The sequence below is a fragment of the Geofilum rhodophaeum genome, from assembly GCF_002210225.1.
In the GTDB taxonomy this organism is placed as follows: Bacteria; Bacteroidota; Bacteroidia; order Bacteroidales; family Marinilabiliaceae; genus Geofilum; species Geofilum rhodophaeum.
Map to the genome: position 1 here is coordinate 60941 of NZ_MWUJ01000011.1, position 19991 is coordinate 80931.

16 protein-coding genes are annotated in these 19991 nt (G+C 48.7%); 11 read left to right on the top strand and 5 right to left on the bottom strand.

Annotated elements, in window-relative coordinates:
* Positions 1–15: 15 nt before the first annotated feature.
* Both B4W65_RS11040 and B4W65_RS11045 read left to right on the top strand, forming a co-directional pair.
* A complete protein-coding gene (locus tag B4W65_RS11040; RefSeq protein WP_088655218.1) occupies positions 16–714 on the top strand; it encodes a tetratricopeptide repeat protein in 699 nt (232 codons plus the stop codon).
* A gap of 25 nt (positions 715–739) precedes the next feature.
* Entirely contained in the window at positions 740–3343 is a 2604-nt protein-coding gene (locus B4W65_RS11045; protein WP_088655219.1) for a BatD family protein, read from the top strand.
* Here the strand turns inward: B4W65_RS11045 and B4W65_RS11050 are convergent.
* The 3 genes from B4W65_RS11050 to htpG all read right to left on the bottom strand — a co-directional run bounded on the left by B4W65_RS11050 (position 3336) and on the right by htpG (position 8004).
* Entirely contained in the window at positions 3336–4601 is a 1266-nt protein-coding gene (locus B4W65_RS11050) for a DEAD/DEAH box helicase (protein ID WP_088655220.1), read from the bottom strand. The two genes, B4W65_RS11045 and B4W65_RS11050, sit on opposite strands and share 8 nt — an antisense overlap.
* Before the next feature lie 90 nt (positions 4602–4691).
* Positions 4692–5765: an alanine racemase gene (locus B4W65_RS11055; protein ID WP_088655221.1), complete on the bottom strand. Its 1074-nt coding sequence runs from the start codon at positions 5763–5765 to the stop codon at positions 4692–4694.
* A gap of 187 nt (positions 5766–5952) precedes the next feature.
* Positions 5953–8004 (bottom strand): molecular chaperone HtpG, encoded by a 2052-nt coding sequence (gene htpG / locus B4W65_RS11060; RefSeq protein ID WP_088655222.1) that lies wholly within the window; start codon positions 8002–8004, stop codon positions 5953–5955.
* A gap of 221 nt (positions 8005–8225) precedes the next feature.
* On the opposite strand from htpG, the gene B4W65_RS11065 reads away from it, so the two are divergent.
* The 4 genes from B4W65_RS11065 (at position 8226) to B4W65_RS11080 (ending at position 14347) form a co-directional block, all read left to right on the top strand.
* Positions 8226–8702, top strand: coding sequence for a phosphate-starvation-inducible PsiE family protein (locus B4W65_RS11065; protein WP_088655223.1), 477 nt, complete (start codon positions 8226–8228; stop codon positions 8700–8702).
* 96 nt (positions 8703–8798) lie between these two features.
* Entirely contained in the window at positions 8799–11234 is a 2436-nt protein-coding gene (locus B4W65_RS11070; protein WP_088655224.1) for a TonB-dependent receptor, read from the top strand.
* An 18-nt stretch (positions 11235–11252) separates the two neighbouring features.
* Complete coding sequence (locus B4W65_RS11075) at positions 11253–12296, top strand: DUF4249 domain-containing protein (protein WP_088655225.1); 1044 nt, start codon at positions 11253–11255, stop codon at positions 12294–12296.
* Positions 12297–12307: 11 nt separating this feature from the next.
* Entirely contained in the window at positions 12308–14347 is a 2040-nt protein-coding gene (locus B4W65_RS11080) for a hypothetical protein (RefSeq protein WP_088655226.1), read from the top strand.
* Between the two features lie 67 nt (positions 14348–14414).
* Here B4W65_RS11080 and B4W65_RS11085 read toward each other — a convergent pair whose 3' ends face one another.
* Positions 14415–14582 (bottom strand): PLDc N-terminal domain-containing protein, encoded by a 168-nt coding sequence (locus tag B4W65_RS11085; protein WP_158522840.1) that lies wholly within the window; start codon positions 14580–14582, stop codon positions 14415–14417.
* A gap of 138 nt (positions 14583–14720) precedes the next feature.
* Positions 14721–15647 (bottom strand): ketopantoate reductase family protein, encoded by a 927-nt coding sequence (locus tag B4W65_RS11090; protein ID WP_088655228.1) that lies wholly within the window; start codon positions 15645–15647, stop codon positions 14721–14723.
* A 330-nt stretch (positions 15648–15977) separates the two neighbouring features.
* Between B4W65_RS11090 and B4W65_RS11100 the strand changes: the two genes are divergently transcribed.
* From B4W65_RS11100 to B4W65_RS11120, 5 genes are read left to right on the top strand one after another with little or no spacing between them, the layout of a single operon-like run.
* The gene (locus B4W65_RS11100) at positions 15978–16835 is read left to right on the top strand and encodes a TssN family type VI secretion system protein (RefSeq protein WP_158522841.1); all 858 of its coding nucleotides are present in this window, start codon (positions 15978–15980) and stop codon (positions 16833–16835) included.
* Entirely contained in the window at positions 16832–17992 is a 1161-nt protein-coding gene (locus tag B4W65_RS11105) for a type VI secretion system membrane-associated complex protein TssK (RefSeq protein WP_088655231.1), read from the top strand. Before B4W65_RS11100 ends, B4W65_RS11105 begins: the two co-directional genes overlap by 4 nt.
* A gap of 14 nt (positions 17993–18006) precedes the next feature.
* Positions 18007–18951 (top strand): hypothetical protein, encoded by a 945-nt coding sequence (locus B4W65_RS11110; RefSeq protein ID WP_088655232.1) that lies wholly within the window; start codon positions 18007–18009, stop codon positions 18949–18951.
* A gap of 11 nt (positions 18952–18962) precedes the next feature.
* Positions 18963–19487, top strand: a complete 525-nt coding sequence (tssO, locus tag B4W65_RS11115) for a type VI secretion system TssO (RefSeq protein ID WP_088655233.1) — start codon at positions 18963–18965, stop codon at positions 19485–19487.
* The gene (locus B4W65_RS11120) at positions 19484–19987 is read left to right on the top strand and encodes a type VI secretion system transmembrane protein TssO (protein ID WP_088655234.1); all 504 of its coding nucleotides are present in this window, start codon (positions 19484–19486) and stop codon (positions 19985–19987) included. The genes tssO and B4W65_RS11120 overlap by 4 nt, the downstream gene beginning before the upstream one ends.
* The last annotated feature ends 4 nt before the right edge of the window (positions 19988–19991 follow it).

The window sequence follows — 19991 nt, forward strand, 5'->3', positions numbered from 1 at the left end:
TAACTTAACGGAACCATGCGAAATAAAATCACACCTTGCTTAATTCTCCTTTTATTACTGATGGGCCTGGGGAGCAAGCTGACTGCTCAGGAGGAAAGACCTCATGTGCGACGGGGAGTTGCGCTGCTCGAACAAGAGCGCTTTGCCGAAGCTGAAGCGGAGTTTCGAGCGGCCTTGGAACTAAAACCCTCGTCTTTCGAAGCGGCTTACAATTTGGGAACAGCTTTGTTTCGTCAGGAAAAATACGATGAGGCCCTACAGCAGTTGCAGGCTACTACGCCCTTTGCCAACGACGACAAACAGCGTTTGGCCAGCTTGTTCCATAACCTGGGCAACAGCTACCTCTATGGCCAAAACATTGATCAGAGTATTGAAGCCTACAAGCAGGCTCTGCGCTATAATCCGCTCGACGATGAAACACGCTACAACCTGATTGCTGCGATGAAATTAAAGGACGAACAGGAGCAGCAACAAGAGCAGGAGCAGGAGCAGGAGCAGCAACAAGAGCAGGAACAACAAGAGCAGGAACAGCAGGAACAACAAGAGCAACAGCAACAGCAGCAGCAACAGCAGCAGCAACAGGAAAGTGAAGGCATCAGTCGCGAAAATGCGGAACGCCTGCTGCAGGCACTGGAAGAAGATGAAAAAGAACTGCTTGAGCAGATGAACCAGAATCAAGAAAAACAACCGGTACGCATCGAGAAAAATTGGTAGTTTTAGCAAAAAAAACAACAAGAAGATGAGATATTTCATCCTATATGCAGCATTATACTTACTTCCGCTTTCTTTAATTCAGGCTCAGGAAGCAGAATTTAAGGCCAGTGCGCCCACCACCGTAACACAGGGCAGCCGTTTTCAGTTGGTGTATTCCCTCAATGAGCGTGGAAGCGACTTAAGGGTACCCGACTTACCAGATTTTCAGGTGTTGATGGGACCCTCCACCTCCCAAAGTTCCTCCACGCAAATCATTAATGGAACGGTCAGTCGCTCGATCAATTTCTCCTATACTTTTATTCTTCGTGCCGATAAAGTGGGGCGTTTTGAACTGCCCCCGGCTACCATTGTTGTGGATGGAAAAACCCTTGAAAGCAACAAACTAAGTATTGAGGTGATTGCAGGAGATGACAATAGTGCTGCACCGGCACAAGGCGCACAAGCGAACTCTTCAGCTTCTGACCCTGGAGTGGTATCTGATGAAGACGTATTCATAACTACAACAACCAATAAGAAAGAGGTCTGGCAAGATGAGGCCGTTTTGCTGACCACCAAAATATATACGCGGGTAAACCTCGAAGGGGTGTCGGACGTTGAGCACCCCGAGCTGCGTAATTTTGTGGTGGAGGAACTGCCTGCCCAATCGACCAGCATACAGTGGGAAATGCAAAACGTGGGGGGCAAAACCTATAGGGTGGGGACTTTCAGCCAAAGGGTGATTTATCCGCAAACCGCAGGCAGACATACCATAGAACCCACCTCCATCGATTTCCTGATTCGTCAGCGCCAGGCCCGTCGTTCGGCCAGTATTTTCGACGATTTTTTTGACAGCTACCGCACCGTTAGAAAAACGGTACGCAGCAAGCCGGTTACCTTGCAAGTAAAGGCCTTGCCCAGTCCACGTCCGGCACATTTTTCCGGCATTGTTGGCGAGGTAAATATGGAGGTAAGCGCCTCAAAAACCGAAGCCGAAGTGAACGACGGAATCACCATCAAAACAGTCGTTACAGGTACGGGCAACCATCGCCTGGCCAGCAATCCCGAGCTAAATATTCCACCGGATTTTGATGTCTTTGACCCCAATGTGAGCAACAACATCCGTCAGACTGCCGGCGGGGGACAGGGCAGCAGAACCATAGAGACCCTGATTATTCCACGACATGCGGGGACCTTTGAACTACCTGCCGTGGAATACAGCTTCTTTAACACCGCTACAGGTCGTTACCAAACCTTGCGCAGTCGGCCCATCACCATTGCTGTGGAACGGGGAAGCGAAATGGAGGAAGGCACTGTAAGTGCCGGACCCGCAACCAACAACACGCAAGAAAGGGTGCGTTATCTGGGACAGGACATCCGCTATCTGAAAACAGGGGCGATGGACTTGCAGGCGGCCAACAGCTTTTTGTTCGGATCTACCTGGTTTATATTAGGTTACCTACTCCCACTGGCGCTGTTTATCCTACTCTTCCTATTTAATCAAAAGCGCATTAAGGAAAATGCCGACCTGAGTCGCGTCCGCAACCGCAAGGCCAATAAGGTGGCGCACAAACGACTCAAAAAATCGGCGGTCCTGCTTAAGAAGGGCGATAAGGAAGGCTTTTACGAAGAGCTGGCTCGGGCCTTATGGGGCTATGTCAGCGACAAGCTCTCCATACCCCGTGCTTCTCTTACCAAAGACAATGTACGCAGTGTATTGATGGACAACGGGGCCTCAGCTGAGAGTACGGAAGAATTTCTGCAGATCCTCGACACTTGCGAATACGCGCGTTATGCACCTCAAAACGAGCACAGCGAACGCGATCAGCTCTACCAAAAAACCATGAAAAACATCAGTCAACTCGAAGAACAATTGAAAATGAAAAAACGGAGTGCGGCCCCGCTGCGAATGGTGCTGGGTCTTATCCTGCTGATGTCGTCCCTGCCGCTGTGGGCACAACCCGGTGAGCAGGTCGAAAGGGCCAACCAAATGTACGCCGACGGTCAGTTTGAGGAAGCCATTGCGCAGTACGAAGCAGTATTGCAGTCGGGACTGGAAGCCCCGGAACTCTATTACAACCTGGGCAATGCCTATTACCGGCAGGGCCTTTTACCGGCAGCCATCCTCAATTACGAACGCGCCCTATTGCTGGCGCCCCACGATAAGGACGTACGCTATAATTTGAATTTGGCCTATGGCCAAATTACCGATAAAATAGAGCCGGTGGGGGTCTTTTTCCTGAGCAAATGGTTTGCGGGTTTTCGCAACAGCAGCAAGTCCGACACCTGGGCCATCATTTCCATAGTCAGCTTTGTGCTCTTTCTTGCAGGACTGTTTTTTTACTTTTTTGCGCAGACCAGTCTCTATAAAAAGTTGTCCTTTTTTGTGGGCGTTCTGGCCTTTTTGGTGGCACTTACCACTTTTGTGTTTTCGGCCCAACAGAAGCAACACTTGGTACAACGCGACAGGGCCATTGTATTCTCCCCCTCAGTAACGGTACGCAGTGCACCTGAAGCCGGTGGCACCGAACTCTTTGTGCTGCACGAAGGCACCAGAGTCAAGTTGCTTCAGCAACTCAACAACTGGTACGAAATAGAACTGCAAGACGGCAATGTGGGTTGGATGCATGCCGAGCATCTGGAAGTTATCTAGTCGAACGCCTGCGCGACGATGCACCATTAAATTTGGCTTTGCGGGGAGGCCGTGATCCGGAACCACGATTTTGTCCGGTCGGGGCGCTTGAGCTTTCTGCCGGAGCAGGAGGTTCTACGCTGCCCAGCGGAAAAGGATGATCATCTATTACTGCAATCTTGCGCTTAATGAGTTTCTCAATATCCTTAAGATAGGCCTTTTCTTCGCTGTCGCAAAAGGCATAGGCGGTGCCGTCGGACCCGGCGCGACCGGTGCGACCAATGCGGTGAACATAAGACTCCGGAATGTTGGGCAAATCGTAGTTGATGACGTACTCCAGACGGTCTACATCAATGCCTCTGGCGGCAATATCGGTGGCCACCAAAACGCGGGTGGTCTGCTCCTTAAAATTGCTCAGTGCATTCTGCCGGGCATTTTGCGACTTATTGCCGTGTATGGCTTCTGCCGCAATCTTGCTCTTCTTCAGCACACGCACCACCTTATCGGCCCCGTGTTTGGTACGGGTAAAGACCAATACCGAACGGATGGCCTCATTTTTAAGGACTTCCTTCAAGAGGTTAATCTTGTTGGGTTTGTCCACAAAATACACAAACTGATTGATGGTCTCGGCTGTGGACGATGCGGGGGTCACCTCGACCTTCACCGGCTGGTGCAGAATGGTGTTGGCCAGCTTCACGATATCTGGAGGCATGGTGGCCGAGAAAAAGAGCGATTGACGCTTTGCCGGTAAAACGGCCAGGAGCCGTTTTACATCGTGAATAAAGCCCATGTCGAGCATACGGTCGGCCTCATCCAATACGAAAATCTCTATCTCCCTAATCGATAAAAGTTTCTGATTCATCAAATCGAGCAAGCGACCAGGGGTGGCGACCAAAATATCCACGCCGTTTTTGAGGGCGTTGACCTGACTGTTTTGGTTTACACCGCCAAAGATAACGGTACTGCTCAAACCGGTATGTCGGCCATAGTTTTCGATGCTCTCCCCTATTTGAATGGCCAACTCACGAGTAGGTGTTACGATGAGGGCACGTATGGGGCGGCGACGGCTCTTGTTCAGGCCTTGATTATAGAGCAATTGCAATATTGGAATGGAAAAAGCAGCCGTTTTACCGGTACCGGTTTGGGCACAACCCAATAAATCTCGTCCTTGAAGTACTTCCGGAATGGCTTCAGCCTGAATGGGGGTAGGTGTTTCATAACCTTCTTCCCGCACAGCCTGGGCTATCGGGTCGATAAGGTCTAACTTGTCAAATGTCATAAACTAAATCTGAATAAAAAAGGAGCTGCCAACGGGCAGCTCCCAAAGTGGTGCAAAGATACAACAAAAAAAGGAAACTACGAGCGCACCCTAGTCGATCACCTTTTTGTCGATATAACGCGAGTTAAGCAGACGCAGTGCACTCATGTAATCGAGTTCAAATTCGACCAACTGCCCTACTTTATAATTTCTTGGATTTTCTTCCACATCTATAACCACCATATCTGAGCTGGCACCGACTATTTTCATTTTGGGATCTACCGGCTTCAAATGCTCTACTTCTACATCCAAAATGCCAATATCAATAAGGCCCCTGCAAGAGGTGGCATCCGGATCCACATTGCTGAAATCGTAGGTATGCCCTTCCACATTGTGTCCCAACTCGCCCGAGGGCGCCTTGGGCTTTTCGGTCAGTTCAATAATCTCGGCATACAGCCGTATCACATCGCTGTTCATAAAGGGGAAGGTGCTGTTGTTGTAAACATCCGAAGCCAAAAACAAGGTGTCGCCCACCCTAAAGTGATTGATGCCACTGGGCAACTGACTCTGCAGAAGCAGGGGAATGGTTACCGAGGAACCACCCGACACCAGGGGAATCTTCCTGTTGAAACGGGCTTCAATCAACTGTTTGTACAAGCTGAGCTGAATCAGCTTGTCGTCGTTGGGCAGTACCCCGTACAAGCACGAAAGGTTGGCACCCAGTCCCACCACCTCAATGTGTGGCAATTCAAAAACCTGACTGTAAAACTCGAGCAGATCGTCGCGCATGACTCCTTCGCGCAGTTCCCCCAACTCAATCATAATAATGACCTTGTGTACCTTTTTTTGACGCCCGGCCTCCTCGGAGAGCAGGCGAATGGTCGACAATTCGGTATTGAAGCTGATGTCGGCATACTGTACTATACTCTTTACTGAGCGCTTGGCCGGAGGCTTAATATAAATGGTCTCCATATTGGGAGCCATTTGTTTGATGATCTTTAAGTTGGTCACCCTGGAGTCGCACACCTGTTGCACCCCCAAATCCATAACTTCCTGCAAAAAAGTCTTGTTGCCACAAAGCAATTTGGTCACCACCGCCCATTGAATGTCGTTCTTTTTAAAAAGATCGTTCAGGTAGTTGTAATTTTCCCGCAGTTTGGTCCGGTTAAGTGTAATATAAGCCATAAAAGGTTGCTTTGGTATATGCTAAAGTTAACAGATTTGTAACAGCTGTAATCTCGATATGTTTAAGAAAACGGCGCTTTTCTTGAAAAGTTGTATAAAGTACGCAGTGCCTGACTAAACAAAAAAGAAAGGGGAGTTGGCCCCTGAGGCCAACTCCCCTTTGTATATATGGAAACTTGAACAGCAATTAAATCAACTCGATGCTGCGCTTCACAAATCTGTTGAGGGCTTCCCCTTTCAACATGTTGTTCGAAAGCAGGGCCAGGTCGATGAGTTGCGACACCAGCTTGTTGCCACCGGCAAAAGTATTCAGCAGTTCTTCCTTCTTCTGGCGCTGCTCGTCCAACTTTTTCTCCACATCTTCCAATTCCTCCTTCTCAGCTTGAGGAACTTCCTCCTCCTTCTTATCCTTTTTGGCCGCTTCCAACTCGGTTTTGCGGCTATCCAGACCGGCCATTCGACCATTAATGGTCTTCAGCTTTTCGCCCAATTCTGCCTCTACCCCTTCGGCAATACGGGTGACCAGGGGGTGGTTGCCGTTTACAACCAGGTTGTAGCTGTCGGGCATATCGCCGTAAAACATCATGCCCCCGCCCAAAGCGCTCATTTCCTTCATGCGGCGCATGAACTCCTGCTGGGTAATCATTACCGGCGTGTCTTGTTCCGACAAGCCCTCAAAACTTACCACAAAATGGGCTTTATCTACTTTAGGCAACTGGGAAGAAAATACCGAAGTCAATTGCTCGCGCTGCTCCGCACTCAACTTCAACTCCTGGTTCTCTTCTTTGGGGATCAATTTTTCCACCACATCGCTGTCGACCCGCACAAAACGGCTCTTTTCAAACTTCTGCTCCAGGTGGTTGATGAAGTGTGAATCAAAGTGACCATCCATCAACAAAACATCGTAACCCTTATTCTTAGCCGCCTCAATAAAGGTGTACTGATCGTCCTTGTTGGTGCTGTACAGGTACACCAGACTGTCGTCCTTATCGGTCTGATTACTCTTAATAAGGTCCTTGTACTCCTCAAAGGTGAAATACTTGCCCTCGGTATTCTTAAAGAGGGTGAATTTGGCCGCCCGGTCGTAAAACTTCTCTTCGGTAAGCATGCCGTACTCGATAAACAACTTCAGGTCGTCCCACTTTTCCTCGAAAGTCTTCCGGTCGTTCTTAAAAATTTCTTCCAGGCGATCGGCCACCTTTTTGGTGATGTGACTTGAGATCTTCTTCACGTTGCCATCGCTCTGCAGGTAGCTGCGCGAAACGTTCAGCGGAATATCCGGCGAGTCGAGCACCCCATGTAAAAGGGTCAGAAACTCCGGCACAATACCTTCTACCGAATCGGTTACATAAACCTGATTGCTGTAGAGCTGGATCTTATTCTTTTGGATCTCAATATTGTTCTTAATCTTGGGGAAATACAGCACTCCCGTCAGGTTGAAAGGATAGTCCACATTCAGGTGAATGTTGAACAACGGATCCTCAGCCATGGGATAAAGGTCGCGATAAAATTGCTGATAATCCTCCTCCTTCAGATCGGCCGGCATCCGGGTCCACAAAGGATTGGTCTCATTAATTACCTTGTCCTTTCCAGTTTCCACTTCCTTACCGTCTTTCCACTCGGTTTCCTGGCCAAAGGCAATCTCCACCGGCAAAAAGCGACAGTACTTCTTCAGCAGACGGTCAATCTCCGACTTATCCAAAAAGTTTTTGTTGTCGTCGTCGATGTAAAGTACAATGTCGGTTCCACGGTCGTCCTTCTTCACCTCCTCCAGGGTGTACTCGGTAGTACCATCACAGCTCCATTTTACCGCCTGGGCATCCTCGCGGAACGAACGGGTAACAATTTCCACCTTCTTTGAAACCATGAAGGAGGAATAAAAGCCCAAACCAAAGTGTCCAATAATGGCATTGGCGTCTTTCTTGTATTTCTCCAGAAATTCATTGGCACCCGAAAAGGCCACCTGATTGATGTATTTCTCAATTTCATCGGCAGTCATGCCCACACCCCGGTCGCTGATGGTGATGGTTTTCTTTTTCTCATCGAGCTTGACCCTAACGGTTAAATCGCCCAGCTCACCTTTAAACTCTCCCACACTGGAAAGCGTTCTCAGCTTTTGACTCGCATCAACGGCATTCGAAACCAACTCACGCAGAAAAATTTCGTGATCCGAATACAGATACTTTTTAATAATGGGAAAAATGTTCTCGGTACTTACACCAATATTTCCTTTTTGCATAACTCAGTATTTTGTAATGTTTGGTTGCATTTAAAAATTCTTCCTCCAGCTGGACAAAGCCTGTGCCAAAGCCCCGGGAGTGACAAAATAACAGTTCGCGCGCACATTATGGCAGTCCGCTTTTTGATTTACACAAAAACAGTAAACAGATTACCCAACTCCTTGTTATCTTTACAAGAAGATAAAAGGACTCAAGCAACAAACCGAATAACACCGCAAAAATGAAAGCAATCGCCAGAAAAGTAGAAAAAGCCATCATAATGGTGCTCATTTTCCTGATGTTTTTGGTCCTTATTACAGCCACCATAGATTTGGGACTGTATTTGTTCCGAAGCATCTACAATGCGGAATATTTTCTCATGGACTTTGATGCCTTAATCGATGTTTTTGGCGCATTTTTATTGGTGCTTATTGGCATTGAGCTGCTCGACACCATTAAAGTATATCTCCGGCGCAACCTGGTACATGTTGAGGTAGTGGTACTGGTGGCCATTATTGCACTGGCGCGGAAGATTGTAGTCCTGCGCATTGATGAGTACAGTGGAGAAATGCTTTTGGGTTTGGCAGCCATGATCACAGCTCTGGCTGTAGCCTATTATCTTATCCGCAGAGCGGGACTAATGGAGTATCAGATAGACAGCGACGACAACGAAAGAAGACCAAAGACCCAAATCAACAAAAACCTGGAAGAAAAATAAGCTTTATTAACACTTCGGCGCCATATTCCTGCATTTGGGGAACGAATTTTGCTTTTTGAGGATCTTATTAACAAGTATCCTTAAACTCTAAAGCCAATGAAATTCCTACAGGTTCTGCTGTTGCTAACCGCAGGCACCACGCTATGGGCTCAGGATGCCACCATCAGTGGCACCATTACCGACGCCAGCACCGGCGAAGCCCTACCGGCCGCCAGCATCTACAATTCGACCACCCTGCGTGGTACCTCCAGCAACGTTTACGGTTTTTACAGTCTGCGACAAGCCCAGGGGCCGCTTCCGCTGGTGGTCAGCTATACGGGCTACCAAAGCTTCACGGCCGACTTAAATCTGCGCCAGGACACGGTAATCAACATCCGACTAAAGCCGGTCATTGCCCTCGACGAAGTAGTGATTCAAGGTCAGGGCCCCATCGCCAATCTGCGCAGCACGCAAATGAGCAGCATACAGCTGAATCCTCAAAAAGCCGCACAAATCCCCATGCTGCTGGGAGAGTCCGACCTCATCAAAGCCTTTCAGCTCATGCCGGGTGTGCAAGGCGGCTCCGAAGGCACAAGTGGCTTTTATGTACGGGGCGGAGGGCCCGACCAGAACCTCATCCTGCTCGACGGGGTTCCGGTTTACAACGTAAACCACCTATTTGGCTTTATGTCGGTTTTCAACACCGATGCCCTGCGCGACGTAACGCTGATAAAAGGAGGATTTCCGGCCCGTTACGGAGGCCGCTTGTCCTCTGTCCTCGACATCCGCATGAAAGAGGGCAACAATCAGGAATTTAAAGGCTCAGCCTCCATGGGCATTTTGTCCTCCAAACTCACCCTCGAAGGCCCTATAATTAAAGACAAAACGGCTTTTATGTTTTCCGGGCGTCGCTCCTACTTCGACCTCTTATCCTACCCCATTCAAATGCAGAACAACAAAGACCTGGGGCCTGGAGAAAGTTTCTGGCTGGGTTACTTTTTGCAAGATTTCAACTTAAAAGTGAACCACATCGTCAACGACAGAAACCGGCTCTATTTGAGTCTCTATACGGGCAAGGACAAGTTTTACATGCGAGATAAATACAAGTATGAAGGCGGCTCTTACGGTCCGGATGGTTACCAGAACGACGACGTGGTTTCCTACAGCAACAACGACAAAGCAGGTCTCGAATGGGGCAATACCACCGGGGCCCTGCGCTGGAACAGCATCCTGTCGAAAAACCTCTTCGCCAATTTCACCGGCACACTCAGCAACTACCAATTTAAGATATTTGAGGACTACAAGGAAGAGCGTAAGAGTACCAATGAGCAGGAAAACGGCCAATCAAGCTATTACTACGAATACTACTCGCGCATCAGGGATTACGGGATAAAAGCAGATTTTGACTACCTGCCCTCTCCCAACCACTACCTCCGCTTTGGGCTGCACAACACCCTGCACAGCTTTTCTCCGGGCGTTACCGTAGCGCGCGACAATATGTTTGGCGAACAGGCGCAGGATACCACCTACGGAAACAAAGACATACTGGCCAATGAACTCATGCTCTATGTCGAGGACGACTTCCATATCGGCAAGCGCTTAAAACTGAATGCCGGTCTGCACTACTCCAACTTTCACGTACAAGGCACCCAGTACCACTCCCTCGAGCCCAGAGCATCGCTGCGCTGGATGCTCAGCGACCAGCTTGCTGCCAAGTTGTCCTACGCCAAAATGCAACAGTACCTGCACCTGCTGGCCAATTCTTCCATGGGACTGCCTACCGACCTATGGGTACCTGCAACCAAGCGCATTAAACCACAAAAATCCACACAAGTGGCGCTGGGCTTGTCGTACACCCCCAACAACAGTCTGGAATTAAGCTTGGAGTCGTATTATAAAAAAATGACCCAACTCATCGATTACGCGGAGGGCTCCAGCTTTTTTGAGCTGGACCGCGGCAACTGGGAAGATTTGGTGACGGTGGGAGAAGGCGAAAGCTACGGCATTGAACTGCTGGCCCAAAAGCACAACGGTCGACTGACTGGCTGGGTGGGCTATACCTTATCATGGACCAACCGAACATTTGCCGAGATTAATTTTGGGGAGACCTACCCCTACCGCTTCGATGCCCGCCACGATTTGTCGATAGTAAGCACCTTTAAAATAAGCGAGCGGACCGACTTTGGGGCTACTTGGGTGTACCGAACGGGCATGCCCTTTACTTTGGAAGACGAATCTTTTTACGGCACCGGCAGCTTTTTTAAGACCCCCGATGGTACCAATACCGATACAGGCGAAATTGACTATTTTGAAAAGCGCAACAACTACCGCATGCCCGATTATCATCGTCTCGATGTGGGCTTCAACTTCCACAAACAGAAAAAAAGAGTTTACCGTACCTGGAGCTTTGGGCTTTACAATGCCTATGCCCGCAACAACCCTTTTATGGTTTATCCCGATGAGCAGTGGGACGAACAGGGAACAACGACGCAACTCAAGCAGCTCAGCATCTTCAATCTGATTCCCTACCTGCGCTGGAGCATCCAATTTTAACCCAAAAGCATTTTTGTTATGAAAGCTGTAAAATCCATCCCGTTTCTCTTTATTCCCCTGCTGCTGATCGGCCTCTGCCTGGGCTCCTGCGAAAAATACGTCACCGACTTTGACTTTGAAAAGAAGGAGGCCCGTCTGGTCATCAACGCCCTGCTGAACCCCGACAGCGTTATTACCGTCCACGTCAGCACCAGCAAAACACTGAATCCACCTCGCCCCAGCTTCTATTTAACCGAAGCGGAGGTAAAGGTGTATGAAAACGGCAATCTGCTGGGCACCATGCTGCACGACAGCATGGGCTACTATTTACTGCCCGATGTACGTCCCCAGGCAGGCGCCACCTACCGCATTGAAGCCTCCGCAGAGGACTATGCCACCGCCTATGGTGAAACAAGGATTCCGCAAGGATTCCGCATCGAACAGATAGAATCGGAATTTCTACCCTCCTACCCGCTCTACGACGGTTGGGAACACCGCACTCAAGATTTGGAGGAATACCGCATCGTACTTAAGCTTCCGGAAGGTGTCGACACCTGGCACGGCGTGAGTCTCATCAGCGAGGGCACTTACACCTCCGAAGAATGGGAGTGTGTTACCTTGGATGAACCCTTCTTCAACGGCTACATGTGGACGCAGGACAGTTGTTACTGGACCGGAGACTACCTTACACAGAACTACCGTGGTACGACAAGCTCCATTGCCCCGCAGGACTTTATTCAGTTTCGCTCAGGCTGGTCTTACTTTGAAATGGGCGAGCGGGGTGTTGATAATTTCTACGAAAAACACTATTTTGGTCGCCCCGATAAGTACCAATCCCAGCTTTCCCTTCTGATCAGAACCAATGCCAACCCACCCTCGCAAGAGGACAATCAGCAACTTACCCTATACATCGACAGTTACAGCGAGGAACTGTACAAGCAAATGTACTCCCTGGCCCAGGACGAAGAGGTTGGCGACAACCCCTTTGCCGAAAAAATCAACATTTACACCAACGTTGTTAACGGCCTGGGCCTGGTGGGAAGCTTAAACAGCACAAGTCGCCTCCTGCCTCAGCCCTATTAATTTTCTTAAACATGAAAAAACTCACCCTTGGTCTTTTAATTGTACTCACTATGACGCATTGTACAACCAAAACGGAATCCGTCTCTGGTTCCATCATAAACGACGAGCACATCGGCACAGCCCTGGAACGCCTGACGGAAAAACATCCCCAGGCAGATCGGGATATGGCCGAAAAAGGCCTACGCCACGCCGCCTCCCTCTGGTGGGCTGAGGACGGCTCTGCGGAAGATTTCATTGCCTATTGCAGCGAAAACTTCCTCGCCGACGCAGTCGCAAAAGAACAAAGCTTTGCACAGCTCAGCAAGCATTTCGAAACCATCTGGGGGCATTTCAACAAAATGAGTCTCCACTTGCAGGAGCCGCTGCACCTCAAGTACGGGGAAGTGCTGCCCATCGATGCCCAATTTGCCGGATTTGATGCCGCCGCCCACCTTCAGGACGATCTGTACGCCAACAAAATAGCCTTCTTTGTAGCACTCAACTTCCCCTATTATTCGCTGGAAGAAAAGCAGGATTTGGGTGGGGACTGGAGTCGGTTGGAATGGGCCTATGCCCGACTGGGCGATGTTTTTACAGCGCGGGTGCCCGCCGCCCTGCAACAGGACTATGCCCGGGTGAGCGCCCAATCCGAAATGTACATCAGTCACTACAACATTCGCGCCGGTGAGTTGCGTAACAACGAAAACCGCGCACTCTTTCCCGAGGAGCTTTCCCTTTTATCGCACTGGAATTTGCGCGACGAGCTCAAGGCCAACTATCCGCTGGGCCAAGAGGGCCTGGAGAAACAGCGCATGATTTACGAGGTGATGAAACGCATCATCGACCAAAGCATTCCCGAGAAAATCGTCAACAACCCCGACTACCAGTGGAATCCATACAACAATGAGGTTTGGAAAGACGGCGAGCGCGTCGAGCTTGCCGCTGAACCCGACACGCGCTATCAGCACATCATCAATAATTTTAAGGCGCTGCAGGCTATGGACGCTTATTCGCCCCTCGACACCTACATCCGTCGGAATTTTGAAGGCAGCATGGAGATTGCGCAACCTGAGGTAGAAGCCCTCTTTATGGAGTTTTTAAGCTCTGAGGTACTGAAGCAAACGGGGGACTTTATTGCAGAGCGACTGGGCCGACCGCTGGAGGCCTTTGACCTGTGGTACGATGGCTTTAAGGCGCGCAGCACCATCAACGAGGACTTGCTGAGTGAGCAGACCCGGCAACGCTATCCCGATGCAGCTGCCTTTGAAGGGGACTTACCGCAGGTGCTGATGCGACTGGGTTATTCCCGGGAGCGGGCCGACTTCCTGGCCGGAAAGATTTCGGTGGAGCCGGCACGCGGCTCGGGTCATGCCTGGGGAGCCGCCATGCGCGGCATGCAGTCCTACCTCCGCACCAGGGTGCCCGACAAGGGGATGGACTACAAGGGCTACAACATTGCCATGCATGAGCTGGGCCATAATGTGGAGCAAACGATTTCGCTTTACAACGTAGACCACTATCTGCTCAACGGAGTGCCCAACACCGCCTTTACCGAGGCCCTGGCCTTTATCTATCAGAAAAGGGACCTCGATGTACTGGGCATGCCCTCAAGCAATCCGGCGGAGGAGGCCTTCCGAACCATCGACCTGCTGTGGTCGACCTACGAAATCATGGGCGTGTCTCTGCTCGATATGCGGGTGTGGAAATGGCTTTATGCCCATCCCGAAGCCAGCGCTGCAGAGTTGAAGGCCCAGACCATTGCACTGGCCAATGAGATATGGAACGATTATTTTGCACCGGTTTACGGCATTGAAGACCAGCCTGTACTGGCCATCTACTCGCACATGATCAGCTATCCGCTTTACCTGTCGGCCTATGCCTACGGCAACATCATTGAATTTCAGCTCGAAGACCATCTGAAAGGAAAAAACTTTGCCGACGAAACCGACCGCATTTACCAGTTGGGGCGCCTGACGCCCAACCATTGGATGCGAGAGGCGGTGGGTGCCGATATGGACATCCAGCCCATGCTTAAGGCAGCCGAAGCTGCCTTAAAAGAGGTTCGCGACTAGTGCACTTCATACGAAAAAAAAGAGCTGCCCCCAAAAGGAGCAGCTTTTTTTTGATGCTAAGAATGAACTACTTCTTCTTAACAAAGTAATAAACGATGGCGGTAATGATGCTGAACAGCAGAGCAAAGATGGTCCACAAAATCTTTGAGCCTGCACCCATTTTTCCTTTGGCCCAAACATCATAAATCACCCAAATGGCGCAAATAAGTGCTACCAGTCCAATAATAGTTTCCATAATACAGTTTGATTGGTTAAACATCTAAACTTAAACAAAATGCTTAAATAAACAAACCCTTTAATCTTTCAAGAATTTAAACTGGCAGCTTGTCTCGCCATCACTGATCCTTATAACGCAAACAGCGCCCACCCCCGCCTATAATTCCTTCCGTGCCCTGCGCTCCATGAGCAGCAGCGAATGGTAAATAAAACGATTTACGGGAACATCCACACCAAGCTTGTCGGCCAAACGAAGCACTGCCCCATTCTGATAATCGAGTTCAGATGGTTTACCTTCCCAAATATCGCGGGTGAGCGAGGCGGTGGTTTCCGGAGGAAAGGTATCAATAAGGGCCATTGTTTTGCCCACAAAATCCTCCTCAATAAGAACTCCTGAACGCCGGCCTACCATGGCCACTTCTTCAAATAAAGCCTGCATAATGGCGCGCGTCTCCTTACACGAGCGCAGCTCACCATAGGTAGACCTGGTCAATGCCAGGTATGCACTTACGCATATCGCAATAAACTTCTTCCACAAATCGGCTTCAATATGTTCGGAACAACGGGCTTTTATCCCTGCCTGCTCAAAAAGGGTCTTAAGCCGGGCAGCTTTGGTGTTTAAAGCGGGATCGCGGAAGCCATAAACGATGCTTGGTTCTACTGCTGTATGACGAATAACTCCGGGGCCCTCTACATAGCTGATGATGCGGCAAAGTCCCGAAAGCACCTGGTCAGCTGGCAAAGCTGCCGTCAGTTCCTCGGTAGCCAGCACCCCGTTTTGAAGCGGAAGGACAAGCGTCTCCTCCCCCATCAATTGTGCAATTTGAGGTGCAAGTTCTGCCACTTGCCAAGCCTTAACAGCCAGCAAAATCAAATCGGCCGGCCCGGCATCAGCAAGATTCGAAACAAAACGCGCCTGCCTGATCTGCACATCACCCTGAATACTTTTTAGTATTAACCCCTTTTTCTGCAGCGCCTCAAGATGTGCGCCACGGGCCACAAAACAAACATCGTTGCCCGCCTGGGCCAATCGCGCACCAAAATATCCACCTACGCCTCCGCTTCCGATAATGGTAACTCTCATACTATTGTAATTGGTCATAAAAACATTAAGCCAACAAATTAAACAAAAGCACCAGATAAGGATAAAATTTCTGCAAATATTTTTTTTCTGAAGCACATTTCATATATTTGACTCGTGAAATAATTATCGTTAGTACGGCAATCCAAAAGCGATAATCTGTCCACACAAAATTAATCTTTAACCCAAGCACCCAAATGATGAACATTACACACTCTTCTCGGGCACCCGCCTGTTGTAACGCACCAAACCTAGCAGTCTCTTCTACAACGGTGCAGAAAAATCCGTAAAATCCGGCTTCAACTTTCCACTAACCCACATTTTTAAAGCAAGATGGAATTATTAACATCATACTTATTATGGCCAATACTAGGACTTGTTCTTCTATTGATTGGCCTATTTATTCTAAAAAAACTAAGACTGCCCCAACTGAAAAAGACCCTGCTGAGTGTGTTGTTGGGCATTCTGCTGCTTTGCCTTCCGGCCCTGGCTGGATTCCTTCAATACCAATACATGCCACACGGCTACCTTTTGACCCTGATATTTGCCGGGTCCCTGGGTTGCATATTTGCACAGCTGCTCCTCCCGGCTTTACATCCCGACAAAAACTACGGGGTTGAACTCCTGATTTTAAGTCTGACCCTTCTGCCGGCCTACGGCTTATTTGTGCTGATTTTTAATTTGTGTAACGAATTACAGTACGGACTATGGGCAGGAGGAAGCCTTTTGGCCTTTATTTTTCCCTCGCTGTTCGTCAAAGCCCATCAAAGCTTCATTTCCATACCTGCAGAAGTATATCGTGTTTGGTACTACAACAACAACGAAACACCGGAAGAACCGGGCAGCATAGATTACAACGCACTTATCGTCCTGGAAATAGAGTTGATGAAGCGGATGGGAGATGCCCATCCGGTGAAAATAAAAGCCAAAGCGCCAAGAGACTTACCATTTGGTGTATGGTTCAAGCGACTTATCAACGATTACAACATAAAATCTCCGCTGGCTCCAATCGAGCACTTTTCCAAAGAAAGCGAGATGGGTTGGATGTTCTACACCCGTCCATCCTTATTCCGCTCAAAAAGACACATTGATTTCAACAAAAGTTTTAGAGAAAATAAAATAAAAGAGCGACGTACCATCATCGCCAAAAGAGTTAAAACGGAAACCACACCCAATCCCGCAAAAAAATGAAGAACAGCAACAACAAACTGGTCAATTGGCAAGACAGCATGAATGTGTCGGCCAAACACTTTTTACAAACCGAGAACTACTTTATTGAGGCCTTAAGGGATGTAAGCACCCAGGGGCTCAACAAGCATAATTTTGGTCTGCTCCCGGCCAACGGGCAACAACGCGACACCGATGGTATAAAAATCAGTGAACACCCTTCCGGACATATTGAAATCAGGCTTTTGCACTGCAATGCCATCACCCGGTCAGGCTTAAGAATAGCCTTTCATCCCGATCCGGAGAATCCCCTGGTTCGACGCCACGACCCCGCCAAAGATAAAGACCGAAATAAAGACCGGGAAATTACGCTTTGGGACATCATAGTTGTGGCGGACCCCTTTAAAAGGATTCCTACGGGAGAACCCGATCCGGAAGAAAACCCTCCCCGCCACCCTGACGCAGAAAACAATTACGATTTAATGGTTGTGCCATCAGGTGAAATTGACACCCTGGAGTTTGGCAATCACCACCTGATTATAGGCCGAATTCGTAAAAAAGGCGATCAATACGAGGTCGACCACAACTACATACCGCCCTGTACCTCTATGAACGCCCATCCTGAATTGGTGGAGTACCACAATAAATTTGCACACCAGCTGATTGACATTGAAAAGAATGCGCGCAACATCATTGCCAAAATATACAGTCGCTCCAACGAGACCCAACTGGCAGTCAACATCATGCACGTATGCCGCGACCTGCTGAGCTACCTTTCAGGCATTTACTTCAATTATAGAAATAAGGCCCTTTACATGGCACCGGTGGACACCATCAATTTCATCTCCACCCTGGCCCATACCCTATACATCAGCATTTCAACCATAAGCGGTCCACACAAAGAGGAATTGCTGAACTACTTTTACGAATGGAGCGATGTTACTCCGGGTTCCTTTGAGGACATGCTGGCCAGATCCATGCAAATACTCTACGAACATGGCAATATAAGAACGACTATGCTCGAAGCAGACATCCTTCTGAATACCATTGGCGAACTTTGGAGCAAGCTGAGCCAATTGGAATACATTGGTCAACACAAGGAGAGCATCGTGGTTTCAGAGACTTCGGGTTTTACCGCTCCCAAACAAAGCAAAGCAGGTAATTACAGCATTTTCGACTAAGCACACTTACAGCTATGCAAGCACAACCGACCATAAACAGCGCGCCCATCAACCAGGGAATGTCCGACTATAGGGCCGAGCTCATTGCTGCCCTATTGCTGGAGCAGGGTCTATCCATGGAGGAGCTGTTGATTATTCGTGATGGAGCCGGGAAACGTGGAGTAGCCAAGGACATTGCCAGTGTACAATACGGACGTTATAAGAATACCGACACCTCTTTGGTCATCCACACACGCCGCAGAGGCTTGTACGATCAACTGCCGGAGGGACTCTTTCACCGGACAAGCCCTTCTCCGGGCCAACGTTCAAAAGAGAGAATTCTGGCCGATATGAACAGGCAGCGTGCCGAAGAATTTTTCATTCGCAACTATTTTCGTCTGTTCGAAACAGAGGCAGATGCACATCGTGTTTTAGCCCAACAACTGGAACTGCATTACGACCGAAAGAACGAATATCCCGAATACGTTAGTGTTTTCAAACAATACTGGCCCATTTTAAAGGATATGGAAATCAGTAAGGCCGTATTATTTATGAAGCTGATTCCGGTTTTGCCCGAAATCCGTCTCTCGAAGACCAGGATAGCAAAAGCTGTGGAAATTATTCTGGATATTCCGGTGCGCATCAAAAGCAGAGCGTCCTCCCAAAGCGACCACTTAAGCAAGAGCACAAAAAAATTGGGACAAGCCGCCTTAGGCAGGGATTTTGTTTTGGATGGCATTTCGCCTTTGCACTTTACTGACTTAAGTATTGAAATTGGGCCCGTTTCACCGGAAAAGCTTCCTCTTTGCATGCCCGAAGCACCCATTCACAACATTCTCACCTTGTTACTGAACAACTTACTTCCGGCATCCTCCTCGCCCAAGATTCATTTTATAACCAGTCCCCTTCAGAACCCTTTTGTACTGTACAAAACAGGTGCTGGCAGAAACTTTCTGGGACGCAACACCTGGATTTCTTAACCCCCAATACCATGAAAGCAAAAAACAGAAAAGAAGTACTTCTGGCCTGGCTTAAGTTCATTTGTGTACTCCTGGCCACGGTAGCCACAGCCTTAGTGCTGTTGGTTGGTTTTGTTCACACCTCAAAAGTGGAACTCAAAAAAATAGAACAACAAACCCTGGCCTTCGACCGCATCTTCAGTCTCCAAGTTGAGACAACTGAAAGAGCAGACTCCCTGGTACTACTTACGCAACTACTTAACACCAATGAACGCATCAACGACCTTCATTTACAAGAAGTCATCAGCGATAAAAAAATGGGGCTGATGCTCCAACTCGACAAAATGCCCGAATCGGATGCCCGCTTGTACCGGATGCTTACGCAACAATTCAATGGCTTTTTAGATACCAAGGACAGCATCCGCTATATGCTTCAGGAAGAACAATTGATTCGGGAGGATCTGCTCAGATGCATCAACAACAATAAACTGGCTGCCCGTCGTTTGTCGATAGGCTCAGCCACTACCGGGGTCGAAAATCAAACAGAAAAACCATGAGTCAGAAAAAATACGTGAATTCAAAAGAAAAAAAACTGGGTTTTTTATATGTGACCCTATTGTTTCTTTGTCTCAGCGGCCTGTCCGTTCACCTGCTGTTTAAACACCAGCAACACTGGCTCAACATGCCCGACAAAACGCTTGTTATAAAGAAAATGGACCGCATTCTTGAGTTTCGGGAAGAACAAAACAAGCAAAGTCTGGTTTGTGACTCCATCTATCAAAAAATTAAGCGATTCCAACCAGGCATCAATGCCAGTTACGAAGAAAACGACATCAAATTCCTGATTAGCGATCTCCGGAACCAATACAACGAAAACACCTGGGACAACAGACATAAAGCTTTTGCTCAGGTAGCCGACTTGTACGAGATGTGGTTCATCGATAAAAAGAAGCTGTGGAGTGTAACACAAAACACCCTCACTTTTAAGCAAAACCTTCAGGACTGCGAAATTGGTCTGGAACAAAAAATCCAGGAAATCAACAACCTGCAAAAGTAAGAAC